25 protein-coding genes are annotated in these 21838 nt (G+C 54.6%); 16 read left to right on the top strand and 9 right to left on the bottom strand.

Annotation, left to right across the window (positions count from 1 at the left end; translation table 11 throughout):
- Nucleotides 1–168: 168 nt before the first annotated feature.
- The 3 genes from CSQ89_RS14005 to CSQ89_RS13995 form a co-directional block, all read right to left on the bottom strand.
- Nucleotides 169–969: a transporter substrate-binding domain-containing protein gene (locus CSQ89_RS14005; RefSeq protein WP_099406758.1), complete on the bottom strand. Its 801-nt coding sequence runs from the start codon at nucleotides 967–969 to the stop codon at nucleotides 169–171.
- Between the two features lie 355 nt (nucleotides 970–1324).
- Complete coding sequence (locus CSQ89_RS14000) at nucleotides 1325–2095, bottom strand: arylamine N-acetyltransferase family protein (protein ID WP_099406757.1); 771 nt, start codon at nucleotides 2093–2095, stop codon at nucleotides 1325–1327.
- Nucleotides 2096–2253: 158 nt separating this feature from the next.
- The gene (locus tag CSQ89_RS13995) at nucleotides 2254–3738 is read right to left on the bottom strand and encodes an AMP nucleosidase (protein ID WP_099406756.1); all 1485 of its coding nucleotides are present in this window, start codon (nucleotides 3736–3738) and stop codon (nucleotides 2254–2256) included.
- A gap of 196 nt (nucleotides 3739–3934) precedes the next feature.
- On the opposite strand from CSQ89_RS13995, the gene CSQ89_RS13990 reads away from it, so the two are divergent.
- Nucleotides 3935–4708 (top strand): hydratase, encoded by a 774-nt coding sequence (locus tag CSQ89_RS13990; RefSeq protein WP_099406761.1) that lies wholly within the window; start codon nucleotides 3935–3937, stop codon nucleotides 4706–4708.
- Here the strand turns inward: CSQ89_RS13990 and CSQ89_RS23850 are convergent.
- Entirely contained in the window at nucleotides 4602–4919 is a 318-nt protein-coding gene (locus CSQ89_RS23850) for a cysteine-rich CWC family protein (RefSeq protein ID WP_099406755.1), read from the bottom strand. The genes CSQ89_RS13990 and CSQ89_RS23850 overlap by 107 nt on opposite strands.
- Before the next feature lie 251 nt (nucleotides 4920–5170).
- On the opposite strand from CSQ89_RS23850, the gene CSQ89_RS13980 reads away from it, so the two are divergent.
- Nucleotides 5171–5677, top strand: a complete 507-nt coding sequence (locus CSQ89_RS13980) for a hypothetical protein (protein ID WP_099406754.1) — start codon at nucleotides 5171–5173, stop codon at nucleotides 5675–5677.
- A gap of 53 nt (nucleotides 5678–5730) precedes the next feature.
- Here CSQ89_RS13980 and aroG read toward each other — a convergent pair whose 3' ends face one another.
- From aroG to CSQ89_RS13965, 3 genes are all read right to left on the bottom strand, one after another.
- Nucleotides 5731–6792: a 3-deoxy-7-phosphoheptulonate synthase AroG gene (gene aroG / locus CSQ89_RS13975; RefSeq protein ID WP_139022968.1), complete on the bottom strand. Its 1062-nt coding sequence runs from the start codon at nucleotides 6790–6792 to the stop codon at nucleotides 5731–5733.
- Between the two features lie 288 nt (nucleotides 6793–7080).
- Nucleotides 7081–7494, bottom strand: a complete 414-nt coding sequence (gene dksA, locus CSQ89_RS13970; RefSeq protein WP_099406753.1) for an RNA polymerase-binding protein DksA — start codon at nucleotides 7492–7494, stop codon at nucleotides 7081–7083.
- A gap of 175 nt (nucleotides 7495–7669) precedes the next feature.
- Complete coding sequence (locus CSQ89_RS13965; RefSeq protein WP_099406752.1) at nucleotides 7670–7975, bottom strand: c-type cytochrome; 306 nt, start codon at nucleotides 7973–7975, stop codon at nucleotides 7670–7672.
- A 223-nt stretch (nucleotides 7976–8198) separates the two neighbouring features.
- Here CSQ89_RS13965 and CSQ89_RS13960 point away from each other — a divergent pair, with 223 nt between their 5' ends.
- The gene (locus tag CSQ89_RS13960) at nucleotides 8199–9053 is read left to right on the top strand and encodes an energy transducer TonB family protein (protein WP_099406751.1); all 855 of its coding nucleotides are present in this window, start codon (nucleotides 8199–8201) and stop codon (nucleotides 9051–9053) included.
- Nucleotides 9054–9065: 12 nt separating this feature from the next.
- Here CSQ89_RS13960 and CSQ89_RS13955 read toward each other — a convergent pair whose 3' ends face one another.
- Nucleotides 9066–10490, bottom strand: coding sequence for a PAS domain S-box protein (locus CSQ89_RS13955; RefSeq protein ID WP_158228996.1), 1425 nt, complete (start codon nucleotides 10488–10490; stop codon nucleotides 9066–9068).
- Nucleotides 10491–10554: 64 nt separating this feature from the next.
- Between CSQ89_RS13955 and ruvC the strand changes: the two genes are divergently transcribed.
- From ruvC to CSQ89_RS13900, 11 genes are all read left to right on the top strand, one after another.
- Nucleotides 10555–11088 (top strand): crossover junction endodeoxyribonuclease RuvC, encoded by a 534-nt coding sequence (ruvC, locus tag CSQ89_RS13950; protein WP_308418159.1) that lies wholly within the window; start codon nucleotides 10555–10557, stop codon nucleotides 11086–11088.
- A gap of 33 nt (nucleotides 11089–11121) precedes the next feature.
- The gene (gene ruvA / locus CSQ89_RS13945; protein ID WP_099406749.1) at nucleotides 11122–11718 is read left to right on the top strand and encodes a Holliday junction branch migration protein RuvA; all 597 of its coding nucleotides are present in this window, start codon (nucleotides 11122–11124) and stop codon (nucleotides 11716–11718) included.
- Nucleotides 11719–11723: 5 nt separating this feature from the next.
- Nucleotides 11724–12464, top strand: coding sequence for an NYN domain-containing protein (locus CSQ89_RS13940; protein ID WP_099406748.1), 741 nt, complete (start codon nucleotides 11724–11726; stop codon nucleotides 12462–12464).
- Entirely contained in the window at nucleotides 12461–13492 is a 1032-nt protein-coding gene (gene ruvB / locus CSQ89_RS13935) for a Holliday junction branch migration DNA helicase RuvB (RefSeq protein WP_099406747.1), read from the top strand. Before CSQ89_RS13940 ends, ruvB begins: the two co-directional genes overlap by 4 nt.
- 121 nt (nucleotides 13493–13613) lie before the next feature.
- Complete coding sequence (gene tolQ / locus CSQ89_RS13930; RefSeq protein ID WP_441302616.1) at nucleotides 13614–14300, top strand: protein TolQ; 687 nt, start codon at nucleotides 13614–13616, stop codon at nucleotides 14298–14300.
- Nucleotides 14301–15176 carry a TraB/GumN family protein gene (locus CSQ89_RS13925; RefSeq protein WP_099406745.1) on the top strand — a complete coding sequence of 292 codons (876 nt, stop codon included), beginning with the start codon at nucleotides 14301–14303 and terminating at the stop codon, nucleotides 15174–15176. It abuts the gene before it with no gap.
- Between the two features lie 10 nt (nucleotides 15177–15186).
- The gene (tolR, locus tag CSQ89_RS13920; protein WP_099406744.1) at nucleotides 15187–15594 is read left to right on the top strand and encodes a protein TolR; all 408 of its coding nucleotides are present in this window, start codon (nucleotides 15187–15189) and stop codon (nucleotides 15592–15594) included.
- The gene (locus tag CSQ89_RS13915) at nucleotides 15591–16403 is read left to right on the top strand and encodes a cell envelope integrity protein TolA (protein WP_099406743.1); all 813 of its coding nucleotides are present in this window, start codon (nucleotides 15591–15593) and stop codon (nucleotides 16401–16403) included. The genes tolR and CSQ89_RS13915 overlap by 4 nt, the downstream gene beginning before the upstream one ends.
- Nucleotides 16404–16417: 14 nt before the next feature.
- Nucleotides 16418–17716, top strand: a complete 1299-nt coding sequence (tolB, locus tag CSQ89_RS13910; protein WP_099406742.1) for a Tol-Pal system beta propeller repeat protein TolB — start codon at nucleotides 16418–16420, stop codon at nucleotides 17714–17716.
- A gap of 71 nt (nucleotides 17717–17787) precedes the next feature.
- The gene (pal, locus tag CSQ89_RS13905) at nucleotides 17788–18309 is read left to right on the top strand and encodes a peptidoglycan-associated lipoprotein Pal (protein ID WP_099406741.1); all 522 of its coding nucleotides are present in this window, start codon (nucleotides 17788–17790) and stop codon (nucleotides 18307–18309) included.
- A gap of 293 nt (nucleotides 18310–18602) precedes the next feature.
- Nucleotides 18603–19364 (top strand): YbgF trimerization domain-containing protein, encoded by a 762-nt coding sequence (locus CSQ89_RS13900; RefSeq protein WP_099406740.1) that lies wholly within the window; start codon nucleotides 18603–18605, stop codon nucleotides 19362–19364.
- 73 nt (nucleotides 19365–19437) lie between these two features.
- Here the strand turns inward: CSQ89_RS13900 and thiD are convergent, their stop codons facing one another.
- Nucleotides 19438–20289 carry a bifunctional hydroxymethylpyrimidine kinase/phosphomethylpyrimidine kinase gene (gene thiD / locus CSQ89_RS13895; RefSeq protein ID WP_099406739.1) on the bottom strand — a complete coding sequence of 284 codons (852 nt, stop codon included), beginning with the start codon at nucleotides 20287–20289 and terminating at the stop codon, nucleotides 19438–19440.
- A gap of 117 nt (nucleotides 20290–20406) precedes the next feature.
- On the opposite strand from thiD, the gene CSQ89_RS13890 reads away from it, so the two are divergent.
- Nucleotides 20407–20571 (top strand): rubredoxin, encoded by a 165-nt coding sequence (locus CSQ89_RS13890; protein WP_099406738.1) that lies wholly within the window; start codon nucleotides 20407–20409, stop codon nucleotides 20569–20571.
- Between the two features lie 264 nt (nucleotides 20572–20835).
- Nucleotides 20836–21663 carry a M48 family metallopeptidase gene (locus tag CSQ89_RS13885; protein ID WP_099406737.1) on the top strand — a complete coding sequence of 276 codons (828 nt, stop codon included), beginning with the start codon at nucleotides 20836–20838 and terminating at the stop codon, nucleotides 21661–21663.
- Nucleotides 21664–21838 lie beyond the last annotated feature (175 nt).

Raw genomic sequence — 21838 nt, 5'->3', positions numbered from 1 at the left:
AACCGGGCGATGTGCATCAATTGGAGGCAGATTGACCTCAACTGCTCCAACCGCCCGGTGCGGACCCGCATGCCGGGTGGTGTGGCAGGGGTCGGCCAGAACATCTGGTCGCCCCTATGCCGATTTAAGCTGAGTGGTTGAGGGCGGAATAGAAAGCGCCACCGATAATCAACTTTGAATTCGGAAGATACGGGAAAGGGGGGTGGGACTGGTTGGGCCGAACCAGCGATTGAAAATCCGGTCCGCCTCGCCAGTACGTTCCATTTCACTCAAGGTGTCATTAATCATGTCGAGCAAACGCTTTTCGCCTTTGAAGACAGCAATACCATAGGCCTTGACTGCGACGGAGATAGGGCTGATTTCATAGAGCTGTTTGTTTGGCATTTTATTGAGCTTATTGGCCAACATGCCTTCGTCGTACGTTACTGCATCAATCTTGCCTTGCTGCAATGCCTGGAAGGCCTCATCAATATCGGCAAAACCGATGATTGGCGTACCTGGCAATTCTTGCTTGATGGTTTTCTCGGCGGTTGTGCCGCGAATTGCGCCGATGGACAAGGCTTTGGCATCGTTCATAACTTTGATCTTACCGACCTTGGCAACGAATTTTTGCCCCGTTACAAAATACCCATAACTAAAATTGACAAGCTTTTCCCGTTCAACTGTCTTGGTCGTTGCGGTCAGAATATCAATCTTGTGGCTGTTCAGTGCTGGGATGCGTTCATCAGCATCCAGTTCCAATACAACGGGCTTAACGCCCAACTTTCTGGCGATGGCAAACGCGAAGTCGACGTCATAGCCAGATATTGATCCATCTTTATTCTTAACACCAAAGGGTGGATCAATGACAACGCCTACGGTTAAAACACCTTTGCTTTTGATGGTGTCCACACCGTCAGCTTGAACATTCAATGCAGATAGCAAGCCCAGCAGTAAAAGACCATACACGGCTGATTTCAATTGTTTCATTCTACTCACCTATGAATATGAAGGGTGCGTAAAGGGTATTGGCTGCACAAGCTCTCATACCAAAATAAATTTAAGAGCATTCTGTTGCGTGTGCCGCACGTTACAGGTTTTACGATGGTGAGAAAGTACGCCGTTCACTGGTGCTTCGCAAGTGGTGTATTAGTAAATTTTTAATTTTTATTTTCACTGGATTTATTGCTAGAAAACGATTTTTAGTATCTGAAGTGTTAACACTATGTATTCAATTCATAGCTATCGGTACCTAGCTGTGATTTTCTTTGAGTAGACATCAAAAAACTACGCTGCTGTAGCATGGTAGGCCGTGAATCTTTTAATGCCTTTCGAATTTTATATATTACTTCGGCATGGCCAGGTTGAAGTGATCTCTTAGGACTAGATCATAATCACTTGGTGAAATGGTCTGCTTCTCTACTGATCCCTTGAGTATGGTTTTTAACCTGTTTTCAAAAAGAATAATTCGACCATTCTTGTTGTGCAGAACGGCAACCAATTTTTGTACAAAAAGAGATTCTGGATGCGTGGAATAGAAGTAATTGGCAGGTTCGAAATCAATCCATTCTTGCGGTGAAAGATTGAACGAGTATTGGTTGATCCATTCATCTTCTACATAGGCACTGAGTAGGTAGTCATGTGTATTGATTTTGCTAAGCTTAAAGGTATCGTAATCTTGTTTTATTTCGCTACCGAGCATATCCAATGCGATAGGTGCGCGAATACCCATGCTGCCGAAGCCAAGATCACACAACCATGACTCCCCGTCTGTTTGTATAACGATTGCCATATGCGTCTTGGGCCGTTGAGCAAAAGTGAGAATGGGGCGAGCTGCAACAAATTGGTATGGAATGCCCATCGCTTGAAGCGCCAATGAAAATACCCCATTTACTTCATAGCAATAGCCACCACGATTACGATGGATAATTTTCTCCACAATTTCTTCAGGTACCAAGGAAATGGTTTTTTTTGCCTGAACATCCAGATTTTCAAATGGGACAGAGAATAACTGACATCGCATTATTTCTGTGACGGTGTGGATATCAGTTTTGATATCTCCGGTAAAACCGATTCTGTTGAAGTAGTGTTCAAGTGAGAAATTATTCGCGTGCATCTTACCGCCTTGGTGTGATGAATAAGATTGATTGAATTGATTCCACTGGCTGTATTAGGCAAGTACTTTTGATTAGATACAGATGATAAATACCCACGGAGAATAAGATTTCCCTCGTGGGTATAAGCTAAGCGCTTGTTCTCAGCTTGATTCGCCCCTTACTGGAATGCGACTTCCGCAAAGCTACGTAACTTACGGCTGTGAAGCTGTTCAACGCCTAACCCCCGCAGTAATTCCATCGCACGAATTCCAATACGCAGGTGCTGGTCCACCCGTTCGCGATAGAAGTGATTTGCCATGCCCGGCAGTTTTATCTCGCCATGTAGGGGTTTATCGCTGACGCACAGGAGCGTGCCATAAGGAACACGAAAGCGAAAACCATTGGCAGCAATCGTGGCGCTTTCCATGTCCAGCGCAATGGCACGGCTTTGGCTGAAGCGGCGTTGTGGCTTGTTGTCGGGCAGTAACTCCCAATTGCGATTGTCCGTACTGGCGACGGTGCCTGTACGCATGATGCGTTTGAGTTCGGTGGGCGGAACCTGGGTAACGTCTGATACGGCGGTTTGCAGCGCGACCTGGATTTCGGCGAGGGCTGGAATGGGTACCCACAGAGGCAAGTCTTCGTCCAAGACATGGTCTTCGCGCACATAGCCATGGGCGAGGACATAGTCGCCCAGCTGTTGCGTGGTACGTAAGCCCGCGCAATGGCCTAGCATGACCCACGCGTGGGGGCGCAGCACAGCGATGTGGTCGGTCATGGTCTTCGCGTTGGCGGGGCCAATACCGATATTGATCATGCTGATGCCGCTGCGGTCTGCCCGCATCAGGTGATAAGCCGGCATTTGCGGCAAACGGGGCGGGGCTTTGCCAAGCTCATCGTCCGGCTCGGCCGCGAGCCCTGCGCGGCGGGTAATGACGTTGCCAGGCTCGACAAAGGCGATGTACTCACTATTGGGATTGGCCATAGCCTCATGGCCCAGTCTCACAAACTCGTCAATGTAGAACTGGTAGTTGGTGAAGAGAATGAAATTCTGGCAGTACTCGGGTGCAGTGCCCGTGTAATGGCGAATCCGGTGCAGCGAATAGTCCACTCGTTGTGCCGTAAAGAGTGCAAGGGGTTGTGCTTCGCCCGCACCGGGTTCATAGGTACCGTTGGCAATGCCGTCATCCATAGCAGCCAGATCAGGCAGGTCGAACAAGTCACGCATCAGTTGGCGACGTTCGATGCTGAGGTTGCCTTCAATATGATCGTGCTCGGCAAATGAGAAGTGCACTGGGATGGTCTGGTTGCTCGTACCGATTTCCAATTCACAATCATGGTTCTGTAATAACAGGTCGAATTGCGCCAAGTAGTAATCGGCAAACAGGTCGGGTCGGCTTAACGTGGTTTCGTAGTGGCCAGGGCTAGCAACGAAGCCGTAGCTGAGGTGCGGTGGTTTGAGGCGGGCATTGCTCCGGCTGTGTACGCGCACAAATGGGTAGCATGCCCTTACATGGCCAGGGAGGTCTTCGCCGGCAACATACCGCTGCATGGCATTACGCAAGTGCTGGACATTGTGGTTGTAGATTTCGCGCACCCGCGCCAGTGCAGCAGCAGGGTCTCGGTAGCGCGCTGGGGCAAAGAAGCTTGGTTGGTGGGCCATGCTCATCCTTATAGGTGTGTTTGTTGTGATGAGGTGAATGCGTCGATGGTAGCTGGCTAGCTTGCGGTAGGCGAGCATTGGTGCGTGCTATCAGGGCTGCCGTATCTGTATGAAGACATTTGTGACGACTTCGCCTAGGCCACTTTGTTCTGGTGGGTGTATAAAAGACCCTTGGTTAAATGTCCTGCTCATGCTTATGCATACTCACTCTGATGCGGCCTATGCCGCGGCTCAAATTCTGGCGGCTAGACGTTTGCGAGGCGAGGCTGGGCCGCGCTTGCCGGAGCCATGCCGCCCCAATACCTTGGAAGAGGCGGTGATGGTCCAAACTGCGGTGACGCGAGAAATGGACGCCGAGGTTGGTGGTTGGAAGTGCGGCTTGCCAACGCCTGATCGTATCGTTGTCGCGCCTATCTACAGTCATACCATTCAGCGCAGCAGTCCTTGTTCCATCTGGCCCAAGGGTGGCCATGCGCGTGTCGAACCGGAATTCGCCTTTGTATTTGGTGAAGATTTGCCGACGCGCGATTTACCCTATACCCATGCAGAAATCGACGCTGCCATTACGCGCACGCACATGGCGTTGGAATTGATCGCCAGCCGGTATAGCGACCCGGCAAGTGTCAGTTTTGCCGAAGCATTGGCCGACGGTTTGGTGAACCAGGGGCTGTTTCTGGGACCTGAGGTAGATAGTGAGCTGGCACAGCAAACTAGCGAAGTGCAATTGAAATTGGCGGATGCCTGCGGGCCGGTAGAGCAATATGCGGGTCGTCATCCAAATACGCTGCCGCGCCTGCCCTTGTACTGGTTGGTGGAGTATTTACGCTGCCATGGGCAGGCTATCCATGCGGGGCAGGTGGTAATCACGGGTTCCTATGCGGGGGTGCTGACCTTGCCCCTGGCGCAGGATCTGACGATTGAATATGCGGCACTGGGGTCGCTGCAGGTGCGTTTCGAGGCATTGGGTTAGGCGCTATCGCGAGGTTTTCTGTGGATTGCTTGGCACAGGCGGGGCAAATACAGGCCTGCCCTAGTAGCTGGGCGGGTATGTTGGCGAGGATCGCCGGGTCGAACTGGACTTCATCGCACCAGCACGGTGCCGCGAGGTTGCTAGACTGGGCAAGTGCGCAGCAATTTGGCCTGCCGCAAAGCGGGCAATCATGATTCGGCTTGACGTGCATGACCTGCGCTCAAAGGTTGGTTATAGGGCACGATACCCTAAGACTTGCCGCTGTGACTGTGATGAGGTCCATATTGGCTGTATCTGTCTGCAGTAGGTCTTTTGTCAGTATCATGAGTTTATCGGCTCAGAAAATGTTCAATAGTCTGTAGCGCGTAGCCCTGAGTACTGTGTATAAGCCTGGATAACGCTTGCGCAGAGAGGGATTGAACAAGTTCTTACGCTCAGAAATTGCAATTACACAGGTTCAGTATGCTGACTACCCATCTTGTCTGTGCCCCTGGCGATCTGGCCGCTCCTGCCGTCGTCACCGAATGGTTGGTGCCTGCTGGCGTGGCGGTGCTTGCCGATGCGCCACTTGTACGGCTGGCGGTGGCGGGAGAAGTCCACGTGGTGATAACCCCCACCGCGGGCGTGGTGTTGGAGCATTGCGTTGCGATTGGTGAGCCATTGTCGGCGAGTGATTTGCTGGCCATGATTGAGGCCGATGAACCTGATTTTGGCGGTGTGCTGATTCCCGCGGAGGATGCCGCGGAAAATCTCGCCATCCCAGCCTGCCGACTGAGCTATCGCCCCTCACCGACGAGTATCGATACCGATGCGTTGGCGATGTGTGCGGCCTTCGGTCTGGCCCCAGAAGAGGTGCCCGTTGGTGAAAGCGGTCAACTGGGGCGTCGTGAAGTAGAGCGACATGTGCGGGCTGAACTGCGCCGGTTGGCGGCGATACGTCGTCTCTTGATGGCCGATGGTATGGGCTGAATCAATAAAAAACGCCGCGAACTGCGGCGTTTTTTACGAAAGTGCTGTGTTGATCAACCCTTGCGAGTGCGACGCTCAGCAACCGCTTCCGCCAACTTGCGCAATAAGTCAGCGCTGTCGTCCCAACCCAGGCAGGCATCGGTAATGCTGCAAGCGTATTTAAGCGGCTGTCCTTCTACCAAGTCCTGACGGCCTTCGTTGATGTGGCTTTCAATCATGACACCGAAAATAGCCTGATTGCCTGCGGCGATCTGGCCGGCGACATCGCTGCCCACCGTCAGCTGCTTGCGGTAGTCCTTGCTGCTGTTGGCATGGCTGAAGTCGATCATGATTTTTTCCGGTAAGCCCGCGGCCGCTACATCCTTGGTCGCACTCGCGACATGGGCAGCATCATAATTCGGTGCTTTCCCGCCGCGTAGAATTACATGGCAGTCGGGGTTGCCTGCGGTGGCGACGATAGCTGAGTGCCCGAATTTGGTAACAGACAAGAAGTGGTGTGGCACGCTGGCAGACCGGATGGCGTCAATGGCGATCTTCAAATTGCCGTCAGTGCCATTCTTGAAGCCGACTGGGCAGGAAAGACCTGAAGCCAGTTCACGGTGTACCTGCGATTCGGTAGTGCGTGCACCGATGGCGCCCCAGCTTATCAAGTCTGCAAAGTATTGCGGCGTGATCATGTCGAGGAATTCAGTCGAGGCTGGCATGCCGATATTGTTCAGGTCCAGCAATAGTTTGCGTGCCATGCGCAGCCCATTGTTGATGTCGAAGCTACCGTCCAGGTGCGGGTCATTGATCATGCCCTTCCAGCCAACCGTGGTACGCGGTTTTTCAAAGTAGACACGCATGACGACGACCAAATCGTGGCTCAGTTCCTCTCGCAGCGCCAATAGGCGTTGGCCATAGTCGAGCGCGGCCTCGGGGTCATGGATGGAACAGGGGCCAACGACGACGAGCAGGCGGTCATCTTCACCAGCCAGGATGCGGTGGATAGCTTGGCGTGTCTGAAACGTTGTGGTCGTTGCCACGTCGGTAACGGGATATTTCTCCACCGCCGCGATGGGGGGGAGCAATTCTTTGATTTCCTTGATGCGGACGTCGTCAGTCTGGAACAACATAATTATGGGCAGCTTGAATGTGGATTCGGGAGCTAGCTAGGGTAGCGGCAGCCCCGATGCTGCGCAAATAACTTTGTTAAATGCTGGCTATAGACGGCATGTATGAAGTCGGAGGGGGAGGGAACAAGAGGGCATTCAGGGTTTTAACCTGGGCATGGGCACTATTTGCGTTGCCATACAAGGCGCGGCTGAATGCTACTTGCGCCAAAGTTGCGCAAGGGTAAAACCGCCAACCTAAGGTAGGGCTGGCGGTTTTATTCTGACTCTCGAACAATATTGCCGAACGTATCAGTCGGCGTATTGCTTCTTCAGTCGTTCACGCCGTTCTTGCGCTTCTACCGTCAGTGACGCAGTCGGACGCGCCAACAGTCTGGGAAGACCGATTGGTTCACCGGTATCGTCGCAATAGCCGTAATCGCCATCGTCGATCTTTTTGACTGTCGAATCGATCTTCAGCAGCAGCTTGCGTTCGCGATCACGCGTGCGTAGCTCCAGCGCATACTCTTCTTCGAGCGTGGCGCGGTCGGCGGGATCAGGCGTTGCTTCCTGTTCCTGCAGGTGCTGGCTGGTGGCGTTTGCGTTGGCGAGCAACTCGGCCTTCATGTCGAGCAGACGCTGACGGAAGAACGCGAGGTGATCCTCGTTCATGTAGTCGTCGCCTTGCCAGTTGAGGATATCTTCCTCGGTCAGTTTCTTGGCCATGGTGGTGCATCTCCACGCTGGTTGACGGGCATTCCGACCAATTATGTCGGAACGTTCCCAAAGTTGCGGGGCGCGAGCTTAACGGACCAACTCCCCTCATTGCAACCACGAATGTTTGACTTCGCTAGCGAAGCCTTGCTGAGTAACAAAGCCGGCAATCGCCGGCTTTACAAAATTACTTCTGACTCAAGACCCATTCCAAAATCAACTTCAGGTCAGCATCACCGATCTGTTGGGCGGGCATTGGAATTTGTCCCCATACGCCCACGCTGCCTTTTTTGACCTTCTCGGCCAATTTATTAGCTGCTGTTTTGTCGTTACGATATTTGTCGGCGACTTCTTTATAAGCCGGGCCAACAATTTTGGTTGCAACTTGATGGCAACCCATACAGTTGTACTTGGCTGCCAGCGCCTGACCATTCGGGGCAGCATAGGTGCTAGATGCAATGGCCGCTAGCAAAACGGCAAACAACACTTTCATGAATACTTCTCCTGGGGCCAAACTAAATGGGAAGCCGGCCAGACTGGTAAGTTAGCAGAAGATGTTAGCTCTGCTTGAGATGCGTTGCAATTCGCCAACCAGATAGGTGCAATCCGCTGTGCTACACTGCCGCGCGACTTGCCATCGTCATTTACAAATAATGTCCATCGACAATTTAGACAACTCTACGCCCTCCCGCTCTCTCTTTGCGATAACCGTCACAGTGTCGTTGCTGTTGCACGGGCTTGTCATCGTGCTGGTGCGCTTCCGACCGCCTGATCCGAGCATTCTGTTCAACCGGATGCCGCTGGAAATCGTATTGGTGAATGCGCGCTCAATGTTGTTCCCCACGAATCCGGAAGTATTGGCGCAAGCTAATCTGGATGGCGGCGGCAATACCGATGAAAAGCGCCGTATCAAGAGCCCATTGCCCGCACAGCCGGTTGAAGAGCCAACGGCTGTGTTAGCCCAGGCCGCCAAGCGCCAAATCGAAGAAGAGACGCGCCAGCGCAAGTTGCTCAGTACGCTAAGCAATGCGCCCAAGTTATCGTCCGATGAGGTTAAGAAGCAGCTGCCTACGCCTTCAAAGCACGGCATGGACTTGAATGCATTGCGGCAACAAGCGAGCGAGATCGCCCGGCTGGAGGCAGAAATCAGCCGCGAGCAGGATATTTACAACCAAAGGCCGCGTAAGGCTTTTGTCGGCGCACGCTCCAAGGCTGTGGTGGAAGCCCGTTATGTGGACGATTGGCGTTTGAAGATTGAACGTATCGGCAATCGGTTATTTCCTACCAACAAGCGTGGCGAACGTTTGTATGGACGGTTGTTGGTAACGGTTGAGATTCATGCCGATGGTCGGCGCGTATTGGTTGGGTTCGACCGCCGTCCCGGTTTTAGCAATGATCCGGAACTGGAAGCGGCTGCCCGGCAAATTGTAGAAAGCGCCGCGCCTTTCCCGCCGTTGCCCTCAGGGGTTGTCGATGCCGCGGGCAAACCGGCGGATATTTTGTCGATTACCCGCACCTGGACATTCCGCCGTGGTGGCGACAATAGTTTGGAACAGCTGTCGAGTAACTAGCTCCGGTGGTGTTCAGGGCAGATCGCGTTGTGCCCCGGCTGAGATGAATTCCGAACTGGCATCCACAAGGCGGCGGGCTTGCCCTACGGTGCGTTTCAGGTGGGGAAGCGCCCGGGCGACCTCTTCGGGGTGTTTTTCCAATAGCTCGGCCAGTAGGCGTAGTTGGGTCAAGGGCTGCAGTAGGCCGGCGCAAATATTTTCCAACAGTTTTTCTTTGAGCAGCGTGTCGGCTTCTAGGCTTTCTTTTTCCTTCTTGTACCGGTGTTCGCGCAGTTTATATGGGGCGATGTCCTGGGCGATGAGGCTATAACCGCGCATGGTGCCGTTTTGTTTGTGTGCCAGCAGGGTTAGCGCTACCGGCAAGTTGCGTCCATCTCGGCTCAACAGGGCTAATTCACCATGCCAGCGGCCTTCGCTGGTAGCCAGCGGCAGGCAGGTTTGCAGAAAATGGGGCTGGGCCCAGGCAGGGAGTAGATCGGTCAGGAACAAATCGCCGACCACTTCGGGTTGTACTCTCAGCATGCGCTGGCCGGCCTGATTCAGACTATGCAACTTGCCACCCGTATCAGCCCAGGCAACGGCATCCAGGCTGCGCTCAACCAGTTCTTCGTACACACCTTGTTGTTGTCTCTCATGCCGTTGTTTGTCTACATCGTGTAAAGCCGTGAGCAGGCAATCACGTCCGGCATGGCGAATCGGGCTGCTGACGGCTTCGACCCAGCGAGGCGGGCCGTAATGTGGCGCTACAAGCCAGTCATAGCGCTGGATCAGCCCTTGCCGCACGGCATCGATATAACCGGCTTCGGCACGGGTATCGAAGCCTTCGGTGCGTGCCGAAAAGTCGCTTAGGCGCTGCCGCAGTAGCTCCGCCCGGCTACAAGCCAGCAGTGCAAGGGCAGCGGCATTGGCATCGAGAATATCGAGCGTATTGGCGTCACGTACCAAGAGTGCATCGGCGGTAGCGGTGAATACTGCATTCCCGATATCGTGGCGTACAGATGGAACGGCCGGGGGGAGTGTCGGCGTGATCATGCACTCGATGCGTATTGGCAAACCGGCTTCATTGCTGATGAGCCGGCACTGTTGGCATACCCATTGAGTGTCGCCATCGGCACTGATGAGCCGGTAAGTGAAGGTTGCTTTATCGCGCTCATGCACACGCAGTTTGTCCAATCCCATCCAGGCTGCGGCTTTGTCATCGGGGTGGACCGCCTCCAGCCAGAAATTCGGATGGTCACGCAGCACGCCGACTGATTCGCCATACAGCTCTGCAGCGGAAGAGGAGAGGTACAGCAGTCTGTCGCGGCTTGGCGTCAATGCAAACAATACGGTCTTGAGGTTTGTCAGGATAGCGCGAGTGTGCTTGAAACTCTCTACCATGGCGGCTTCGGAGAGGATCGGGCTGTTTGGAAAGTACTTGCGGATGTTTACGCTCATGTCATGAAGCGCTATGAGAAGGGAGCGGAAGATATAATCGCCAGCATAGCATTGCAACCTAAACTTGGAGTTTTCCCTTATCCGTATCCTCGGCATCGACCCCGGCTTGCGCACAACTGGTTTTGGCGTCATCGAAGCGCAAGGGCAGGCGCGCGTCTATATCGCCAGCGGCTGTATCCGTAGTGGCGAAGGCAGTTTGCCCGACCGCCTGCATGTGTTACTGAAGGGTATTCGGGAAGTCTGCGACCATTACCAACCGCAGCAGGCCGCGGTTGAGCAGGTCTTCGTCAACGTCAATCCACAGTCTACTTTACTGCTGGGCCAGGCTCGCGGTGCGGCGATTTCGGCCTTGGTGCTGGCCGGCCTGCCCGTATCGGAATACACGGCGCTGCAGGTCAAGCAGGCGGTAGTGGGCAACGGGCATGCGGCGAAGGAGCAAGTAAGCCATATGGTACAGCGCTTGCTGAACCTGAACGGCGTGCCGCAGGCGGACGCGGCGGATGCCCTGGCGTGCGCTCTGGCGCACGCCAACCATGCTACCGGCGGGTTGGCGAATGCCGGCATGAAGTCCCGCCGTGGCCGGTGGGTTTCCCTCTAATTTACTCTCAAACTTGATTCGAGAAAGTCTGCAATGATCGGCAAACTCACCGGCAAGCTGTTGGAAAAACACCCGCCTCACATCTTATTGGATGTCCATGGTGTGGGTTATGAGCTGGATGTACCCATGTCTACCCTATACGTCTTACCGCACGCGGGTGAAGCGACCTCGCTGTACGTCCATTTTGTGGTGCGTGAAGATGCACAGCTACTGTATGGCTTTGCTACCCGCGCCGAACGCGAAACCTTTCGCCAATTGGTCAAGGTAAGCGGTATCGGCCCCAAGATTGCACTGGCCGTATTGTCCGGCATGACGTCTGATGAATTGGCTACGGCGGTGGAAGGAGAAGATGCAGCCCGACTGTCCAAAGTGCCTGGTATTGGCAAAAAGACAGCCGAGCGGCTGGTGCTGGAGTTGCGTGGCAAGCTGGTTGGTACCACCGCCTTGCAAGCCAGGGTTGCCACTACTTTGTTTGCCGCGCAGGCGAGCGCCAAGGATGATGTCGCCAATGCGCTGCTGGCCTTGGGCTACAACACCAAGGAAGCCGAGGCCGCAATCAAACTGCTGCCGGAAGATGTGAATGTGAATGATGGTATTCGCCAGGCATTGAAGTCACTGGCCAAGGGGTAGCCCATATGAGCAATGTCGCTGTGTTGATTGACGCGGATAATGTTTCACCAAAGTGGATCAAATCCGTCTTGGACGAAGCTGCAACGCTTGGCACGCTTGCATTGAAGCGTATCTACGGCGATTTCAGTAAACCTCATCACCAGGAATGGCGCGAGGTGTGTGCCGAGCTGGCGGTTCAGCCCTATCAGCAGTACCCCAACACCAAGGGGAAGAATGCCTCGGATATTGCCCTGGTGATTGATGCAATGGACCTGTTGCACGCCAACCGTTATGCCGCCTTTTGCCTTGTATCCAGTGACAGCGACTTTAGCCGGCTCGCCACCCGGCTGCGTGAAAACGGAGCCCAGGTGTGGGGGTTCGGCGAGCAGAAGACGCCGAAGGCCTTCGTGGCCGCATGCAGCAAATTTGTGTACGTCGAAGTGTTGGCGATGGCGGAAGAACAATCAGACTCAACCGACCCTGCCAAGCCGGGGGCTGGCCGTCCGCAACTGCAAGCCTTCGACAAGAAAGTCAAAGCCATGTTGAAGACGGCAGTTCAGCATTCAGCAGAAGATGATGGCTGGGCCAATCTTGGCCAGGTCGGCAGCTTGATCAACAAGCAGCAGCCGGATTTCGATGCGCGTAATTTTGGCTTCCCCAAGCTTTCCAATATGGTGGCGGCAGCCGGCATCTTCGAAATTCAGAAAAACCCCAAAGGTGGCATTTTGTTACGTGCCAAACAGAATGCCCCGGCAGCGAAACAATGATCCAATCCGATAATCTTGCCAGCACCCCAGAACGCATCGTTGCACCTAGTCGTCAGTCCAGCCAGGAAGAAGCATTGGAAAGGGCCTTGCGGCCCAAGCAGCTCGAAGAGTATGTCGGCCAGGAAAAGGCGCGTGGTCAGTTGGAAATCTTTATCCAGGCTGCCAAGAAGCGTGGTGAAGCACTTGACCATGTCCTACTGTTTGGCCCCCCCGGCCTGGGCAAAACCACGCTGGCCAATATCATTGCACGTGAGCTCGGCGTGAATCTGCGCCAGACCTCTGGCCCGGTGCTGGAGCGCGCGGGTGACCTTGCCGCTATGCTGACCAACCTTGAACCGCACGATGTGCTGTTCATTGATGAAATCCACCGTCTCTCACCCGTTGTCGAGGAAATCCTCTACCCCGCGCTGGAAGATTTTCAGCTCGACCTCATGATAGGTGAGGGCCCGGCTGCCCGATCGGTCAAACTCGACCTACCACCTTTCACACTGGTGGGCGCGACGACGCGGGCGGGTATGCTGACCAACCCGCTGCGTGACCGCTTCGGTATTGTTGCCCGTCTGGAGTTTTATACGCCGGAAGAGTTGACCCGCATTGTTACCCGGTCTGCAGCGTTGCTGAATGTACAGATTGATGCGGAAGGCGCTTTCGAGGTGGCGCGGCGTTCACGCGGTACGCCACGAATTGCGAACCGCTTACTGCGTCGGGTCCGGGATTTTGCCGAAGTTAAGCACGATGGCGCTGTCAGCCGTGAAATCGCCGATGCTGCGCTATCCATGCTGGATGTGGACCATGCCGGGTTGGATGTGATGGACCGAAAACTCTTGTCTGCGGTGATAGAGAAGTTTGGTGGTGGCCCGGTTGGGCTGGATAATGTCGCCGCAGCGATAGGTGAGGCGTCCGATACCATTGAAGATGTATTGGAACCCTACTTGATACAACAAGGTCTATTGCAACGTACGCCGCGTGGGCGTATGGCCACCCTGCTGGCCTATGAGCACTTCGGCCTGAGGCCGGCTGATGCGTAGGCAGTGTGCGTTCGACGTAACTTTGTTCAGCTTGTGCTCAGCTTGAATGCCCAATAATGTTCGGTTCACCGCCAGTCGGCAGTTTCAGTAAGCCAAGAATCAAATAAGAAGGAAAGCCCGTTTGGAAGCCTCATTGACCCCAAATAATATGTCCATTTTCAGCTTGATCAGCGATGCCAGCCTGGTTGTGCAATTGGTGATGTTTCTGCTGTTGGTGCTGTCGCTGATGTCATGGTGGTTCATCTTTTCCAAGTGGTTTGGCTTAAACCATGCACGACGGAAGACAGACAGCTTTGAAGCGTCGTTCTGGAGCGGCGCTGACCTTAATTCCCTCTATACGCAGATTAATCGTGATGGTCACGGTGTCGGTATGGAAAAAGTGTTTGAAGCGGGCTTTGCCGAGTTTCTCAAGTTGCGCCGGCAGGCGGGGCTTGATCTTAGCGACCTGATGGATGGTACCCGTCGTGCCATGAAGGCAGCCTTTCAGCGAGAGGTAGACCGGCTTGATGCGCACGCCAACTTTCTCGCCACGGTGGGGTCGATTTCGCCCTACATCGGCCTATTTGGCACGGTCTGGGGAATCATGAACGCATTTTTAGGTCTGTCGAATGTCGGCCAAGCTACCTTATCGCATGTCGCGCCAGGTATTGCCGAAGCCTTGGTGGCGACAGCGATTGGTTTGTTTGCAGCCATCCCGGCAGTGGTTGCCTACAATCGTTTTGCCCATGATGTGGACAAGCTGGCGAACCGTTTCGAAAGCTTTATGGAAGAGTTTTCCAACATCCTGCAACGGCAGGCGGCCAAGTAAGTGCTGCAACGCTGGATCCGCCATTTATTGATCAGTCTGTTGGCGCTGACTGCGTTAGCGGCGCAAGCCGGTGGGCTGTTTCTGTGGGAGGCGGAAAACGCCGGGCAGCGGGTTTGGTTACTCGGCTCCATTCACCTGGGTAAGCCAGACTTCTATCCCTTGCCCGAGCCGATTGAATCCGCCTATCGCCAAGCTGAAAGCATTGCGGTGGAAGCGGATGTGAGCGATTCGGCAGCCATATCGGCCTTGGTGCCGCAGGCTATGCTGCCTGAAGCCAAGTCATTGAGCGGGTTGCTGACCAAAAAACAGAATCAACAGCTTGATACCGCACTTGAACGTTTGGCCTTGCCTCGGGCGTTTGCCGAACGGATGAAACCGTGGTTTCTGGCGCTTTCTTTGTCGGCCCTGGATATGCAGGCGCAAGGTTACCAGCCGCAATACGGTATCGATATGCATTTTTTGCAGCGCGCCAAGGAGGATGGCAAACCAATAGTAGAGCTTGAGTCAGCCCAGTTCCAATTTGCCATGCTGAACAGATTGTCTGATGCAGAGTCTTTGGCTGTGCTGGATGCTACGCTCGGCCCAGTGGTGCGCGGGGAGCTCAAAGCCCTACTTGAGGGCATGGTCGACGCTTGGCAAAGTGGCGATAGCGAGAGTCTGCAGGCGGTGATTGAGGCCAGCTCAGCCGAGACACCTGAAATGCGCCATGTGAACGAACAACTTTTTGCCAAGCGCAACCGCGCCATGAGCGAAAAGATAGCTGGGCTGGCGAATGTAAAAGCGCCGCTGGTGATTGTTGGAGCCGGCCATCTGGTTGGCCCTGATAGCATCCTGAACCTGTTGCAAGCACGCGGTTTTCGCGTCAAACAATACTGAGAAATAAGATATGGCTCGCCGTGTTCGCCGCATCAAGGCGGAAATCAATGTAGTGCCCTATATCGATGTGATGCTGGTGCTGTTGGTCATCTTCATGGTTGCCGCACCCATGTTGCAGCCAGGCGTGGTGAATCTGCCTTCGGTGGATAAAGCAGACCGCGCGCTGGATGTGAAGCCGATTCGGGTTGAGGTCGATGCAAAGGGTAGGTTGACCCTCGCGGACAATGGTGAAAAAACGGAAATGGCGGATACGGATGCCCTACTGGTGGCTGTAAAGGCGCGTACGGTGAGTCAAGTACGGCCAGTAGTGATTGCAGCGGACAAGGATGTCCGTTACGACGCAGTGATTCAGGTGATGAATGTTTTGAAGAAGAACGGCGTGGATCGCGTCGGTCTGGCGGTACAACCCCAAAAATGAGTACATTAGATCGGCCCGAGGAGCATCGGGCGCTCTCTTTTGTGTTGGCTGTGCTGATGCATGGATTAATTGCGGCTATGCTGTTTTTCGGCATGCAATGGCATACAAAGCCAGCTGCGCCGACGGTGGTGGAGCTGTGGGCAGGGGAATTGGAAGCGTCGCCTCACCCTGAGCCGGTGGTCAAACCGACACCGCCAGCGCCGCAGCGCGCTGTCGAGCCGGAGCCTATGTCCACGAAGCAACCGGATATCGTGGAAGAAAGACCGAAGCCAATAAAAGGGCCCGACAAACCAAAGCCAGAACCCAAGCCAGAGCCGGAAAAGAAGCCAGAGTTGGCTAAACCGCAGGAACAAAAGAAGCCCGAACCTAAGGTTCAGCCCAACAAAACCCTTGCCAAGATCGAAAGCGGACAAGGTAAGTTGGAAAGCGGCAAGGCAGGTAGGCTGACCGCCCCACCGGCAGATGCCAGTGTGGCGCTCAATGCGCTGGAAAAGCGTCAACAGGCTGCGGAAGCAGGGGCTGCTGCCAAAGCATTTGAGCAATATATGGAGCTTGTGCGCAATAAGATACGTCGCAATATGAGCTATCCCGACGACGGGACGAATAACCCGGAAGCGGAATTTGAAGTTCGTCTGCTACCGGATATGTCGGTGTTGGACGCCAAGCTGATCCGCAGCAGCGGTAATCCGTCTTTTGACGACGCGGCCTTGCGCGCGATCTTGCGTTCGGCTCAATATCCGCCTTTGTTGCCGGGTGTTGAGTTCCGTACTTTGCGGCAGCACAAGCTGAAATATCGATTAAAACCCTAGGCTATCGATTGAACATGTCCCTGAACAAATTACTCCGCCCTGTATATTTGCTTGCCCTACTGGCCTTTTGCGCCGCTAGGGCTGAGGTGACCATTGAGGTTACCGGCGCGGGTGCGCGCCAGTTTCCGATTGCGGTTGCTGATTTGGCGAATGAGATGGAACTCAAGGAGCCGATTACCGCCGTGATTCGGGCGGATCTGGCGCGTAGCGGCCGTTTCAAGTTGATCGATACCGCCGGGGTGGTGCCGACTGAGTCGCCATTGGTGGAGTTGCCGAATTGGCGTAACCGGGGAGCCGACACGCTGACAGTTGGTTCGGTCAAGGTGGACGCGGCAGGCGCTGCCCATATTCGGTTGCGGATTTTCGACAACGTCAATCAAAGGCAGGTCGCGGGTTTTGAAGTGATTGCCAAGCCTAACCAGCTTCGCCGTGCAGCCCATCAGTTGGCGGATCAGATCTATGAGTTATTGACAGGTGACAAGGGTGTATTCGCCACCCGGATCGCTTATGTGCAAAAGCAGGGTAAGCGTTTCAGCTTGCAAATAGCCGATGCCGATGGCCAGAATCCGCAGATGGTGGTGGGTGCCAATGAGCCCATTATGTCGCCAAGCTGGTCGCCTGATGGCAGCCGGTTGGCGTATGTCAGCTTTGAACGCAAGAAGCCGATTGTGTTTGTGCAGGACCTGTATGCTGGTTCGCGCAAGGCGGTTGCTTCTTTCAAAGGAAGTAATAGCGCGCCTGCCTGGTCGCCTGATGGTCGTAGCCTGGCGGTGACGCTGACCTTGGATGGTATCTCGCAGATCTACCTGATTCCGGCAGAGGGCGGCACACCACGGCGCCTGCAACGAAGCCCAGGTATTGATACCGAGCCAACCTTTTCACCCGACGGCCAAAACATAATCTTTACGTCGGACCGGGGAGGTAGCCCCCAGCTTTATCGTGCAGCGCTTACTGGTGGCGAGGCCGAACGTATTAGCTTTGAAGGTAGTTATAATGTCTCGCCGCATTACTCGGCAGATGGAAAAATGCTGACATTCGTTCGGCGTGAAAGTGGTGGTTTCCGGGTTGCGACATTGGACTTGAACAGCCGCCAGACATTGACGCTGAGCAGTGGCAGTTATGACGAATCACCCAGTTTTGCACCCAATGGCAAGTTGATTCTGTATGCCTCCGAAGTTGGCGGTCGAGGAACCTTGGCAACGGTGTCTAGTGATGGCCTGGTCAAACAACGTTTGATGGCCGAGGGCGATGTGCGTGAACCGGCGTGGGGGCCCTATGCCGGTCAGCTCCCGCTCACTCGTCTGTCTTTTTAACTTATGTGCCCCAGGGCGCCAATTTTTAGATTCCGCGGTTTACCGCAAAAACAAACCCAAGGAGAAACCCCATGATGCAAAAAACACTTGTCAGCCTGACTTTACTCGGCTTGTTGTCTGCCTGTGCCAGTACGCCAACGCCAGCCCCAGTTGAGCAAGTTGAGCCTGTGGCTGTGGCAAAGCCTACGCCGGTCGACAACACCTACAAGCCCGTTGAGCCTGCTAAGCTTGACCCGCTGAAGGACCCATCGAATGTGCTGTCCAAGCGTAGCGTGTATTTCGACTACGACAAGTACGATGTCCGTGCCGATCAAGCTTCGCTGGTGCAAGCCCATGGCCGTTATCTGGCTTCCAACCCAGGCCGCTCGGTGCGTATCGAAGGTAATGCCGATGAACGTGGCAGCCGTGAATACAACTTGGCGTTGGGCCAAAAGCGTGCTGAAGCCGTACGTCGTGCATTGAGCACCGTTGGCGCGCAAGACAAGCAAATCGAAGCCATCAGCAATGGCGAAGAAAAGCCACGTGCTACCGGCCACGACGAGGGTAGCTACACTGAGAACCGTCGCGCCGATGTAGTGTACGACGGCGAGTAAGTCCTGGCACCTTGCTAGTAAGAACCTGCTTAAAGTCTCGCGAGCTAGGGTGAGACAAGGCGAAGACGACAGAGGAAGCGGAGTTTCCCTAGGGTAAATGCGCATTCCGATGATGTTTTCAACGCTGTATAGCCGACGCACAGCAGACTTTAGACAGGTTCTAAGACTGGGAGGTTGTTCCGAATCTACCGCTAGCCACCACAGGTGGCATACGCTGTAGGGTAGGGACAGATCCCAAGCCAAAAATAGCGCCCCGTGCTTTTGTACGGGGCGTTTCAATACGGAGCGCAAGCATGCTGAAACGGTTATTACCCTTTGCCCTGTTGGGTTCGTTGGCCCTGCCAGGTCATGCGGGTTTGTTTGACGACGATGAAGCCCGCAAGCAGATTGCTGAGATCCGCAACCAGACTGAGAGCCGGATCAATGACCAGCAGCGTCGGCTTGATCAGATCGACAGCCGTGTCAGCCAGAAATTGGTTGAGGTGCAGGGCCAGATGGGTGAGTTGACCCAGCAGATTGCGCAATTGCGCGGGCAGTTGGAAGTGATCAACTTCAATCTGCAAAATCTTCAGAAACGCCAGCAAGACCTGTACGTGGACCTTGATGGTCGTATGCGTGCGATGGAGGAGGGTACGTCAGGAGGCGGTAACCCTATGTCCCGTGCACGGAATACCCAGCTTGAGGCGGAGGCAGCTACAGCTTACGAAGCAGCTTATGGTTTATATCGCGAAGGTAAGCTTAAGCCTGCCATGGCTGCACTCAATGGGGTCAACAGCAAATACGCTAACACCCAAGCGGCACCGAATGCTTTGTTCTGGCTGGCGATGGCCCATGCACGGACGGGCGACGCCAAGAGTGCGCTGCTGTCCTTCCGTAAACTGGTGGATGCTCACCGTGATCACCCCAAAGCGCCGGATGCCCTACGCGCCATGGCCAGTTTGCAGTTGGACCAAGGGAACAAGAAGGCGGCTGCCAGTACGCTTAAGGAACTGTTGGCCAATTACCCGGATACGGAAGCGGCTAAGGAAGCAGAAAAAGAGCTAAAAAAGCTTTAGCAAACCAGTGGACAGGCGTTGAAACAGGGCACGATGGTTTACGTGCCCTGTGTTATTCAGGCCTGTCGCAGCCTTATTCGATGACCTCGTTTTTTTCGCCTTCTTCGTCGTCTTCAGGTTTTGGCCGTGCCCAGAACAAGCGATCGGGTATCTGCTGACCCATGCCGGGGCGATAGGCGTTTTGCAGGGTTTGCCAGGTGTAGTCTTCGGCTTCGCGTGCAGCTTGTGCGATATCCATGCCATTGGCGATAAAGGCGGCGAAGGCTGCCGATAACGTTGTGCCGGCGCCGTGGTAGCTGCCCGGCAGCCGCTCCCAGCTGTCCAGGCGTACCCGGCCAGAACGGTTGAATAGGGCATTGTTTACTGTGGGAGTTTGTTCATGCGTGCCGGTGACCAGGACGAACTCCGTGCCAAACTGCCGGATGCGCAAAGCTGCTTCATCCATGGTCATATCGTCTTGTTCGTCGGGTTCGTCACTGCCCAAGCGGCGTGCGTCCAGGCTGTTGATTGTCAGGATGGTCGTGTGCGGTAGCAAGAGTTCACGCAAGGCCCCGATCATTTCCTCGTCCGCAAAGTCGTCGTTGCCGGCGGTGGTGAATACCGGGTCGAGAATCAGGGGGATATCGGGATAGTCAGCGGCAATCTCAGCGACGACGGTGAGATTTTCCAGGCTGCCCAATACGCCTACCTTGATGGCTGCAATCTGCATGTCTTCCAGCAGAAAGCGCGCTTGGTCAGACACCATATCCGCTTCGATAGCCAGAAAGTCTTCTGTCCCGGCAGTGTCTTGTACCGTAACGGCGGTAATGACGGGTAGGGGGTGACAGCCTAGCGATGATAAGGTCAGGATATCGGCAGCAAGGCCACCGCCTGCGGAAGGGTCGTTCGCTGCGAAGACTAGGACAATGGGAGGAGCGGGATTCATGAAACGCTATCTTGAAATGGGTGGTTAACTTGAGCCGAGTGATTACAAAACAGCGGCCAAGGCTGGACAATACGCTAGAATTTTAGCCCATCGTGTCATTCCCCTCGATTGCTTGCTATGAAAAAGTATATGTGTCTGATTTGTGGCTTTATCTATGACGAAGCCGTTGGCCATCCCGATGATGGCATTGCACCCGGTACCTTATGGAGTGATGTGCCGATGAACTGGACTTGCCCCGACTGCGGTGCGCGTAAGGAAGATTTTGAAATGATAGAAATCTAAGAACCTGTCTACGATTTTTTACGAGCCGCTGTCAGCAGCGGTGAAGCGCAGCACAATACCGGAATGTATTTAGGTATACGAGGCTGCGACCTGCTTGATGCGGAGCACCATAGCAGTTCGGCGTCCCCCTTGCGGGGGCTTTCGAGCAGCGCATAAGCTCTGATCACGGCTGCGCACAGTAAGATCGTAGGCAGGTTCTGAGCGCGTGCTGCACGCTGCCGGTAGTGCGCTTTGCGCCTGCCACCCCTGTTTGGAGGTTTGATCATGTTGAAACGTCGTCTTAGTTTGCTTGGCCTTGGCGTCAGCATTTTGTTGGGTGCTTGTCAGCAGGTGAATACCACCGAGAGTGGCGCGATTGGCGTCAGCCGCAAGCAAACCATGTTCTCGATGCTGTCGTCGGCCCAGGTTGACCAGATGGCGGCAGAATCTTATTCAACCACCCTCACGCAAGCCCAGAAAAAGGGCATTCTGAATAATGATTCGGCCATGACAAGCCGGGTCAAGGCCGTGGCAAAGCGTCTTATCCCGCAGGTGGCGGTATTTCGTAAGGATGCCCTGGCGTGGAAGTGGGAAGTCAATGTGGAAGACAGTCCCGAACTGAACGCCTATTGCGCGCCGGGGGGCAAGATCATGTTCTATACGGGCATCATCGAAAAGCTCAAGCTGAATGATGACGAGATCGCCGCCATCATGGGCCACGAAATGGCACATGCCTTGCGTGAGCACGGCCGCGAGCGCATGAGCAAGGCCTACGCCCAGCAGATGGGGGCCAAGTTGCTCTCTGCGGTCACTCAGGGGCAGTACGATGGTTATATCGGTTTGGCCAGCAAGGTTACCGATGTCGCTTACAACCTGCCCAATAGCCGTCAAAACGAGTCGGAAGCTGACGCGATGGGGATAGAGCTGGCCGCCCGTGCGGGTTACGATCCCGCGGCTGCCATCGTGTTATGGCAAAAGATGAGCGCGGGCTCAAAGGGGCAGCCGCCACAATTTCTGTCTACCCACCCCTCGAACGAGACACGTATCAGCGAGTTGCAGGCCAATATCCCCAAAGTGATGCCGCTGTACCAGGCTGCACGTAAAAAGAGCTAATTCTCCGGTTGTTCCCAGTCTGGGAACAACCGCCGCACCACAGTAACAAACTGATGTTACGCAGTGCATACGCTAACCTGTCGCCATGAAGAACAAAGAACTCGATTTGTACACCGACTATTTGCTGAGCACGTTTGGCGCGGCGACAGCAACGGGCTTGTCGGCGATGGTAGGT

The organism is Chitinimonas sp. BJB300 (assembly GCF_002735695.1).
Classification (GTDB): Bacteria; Pseudomonadota; Gammaproteobacteria; order Burkholderiales; family Chitinimonadaceae; genus Chitinimonas.
Note: the sequence above shows the minus strand (reverse complement) of the source record. Positions and strands in the feature narration are given on the sequence as shown.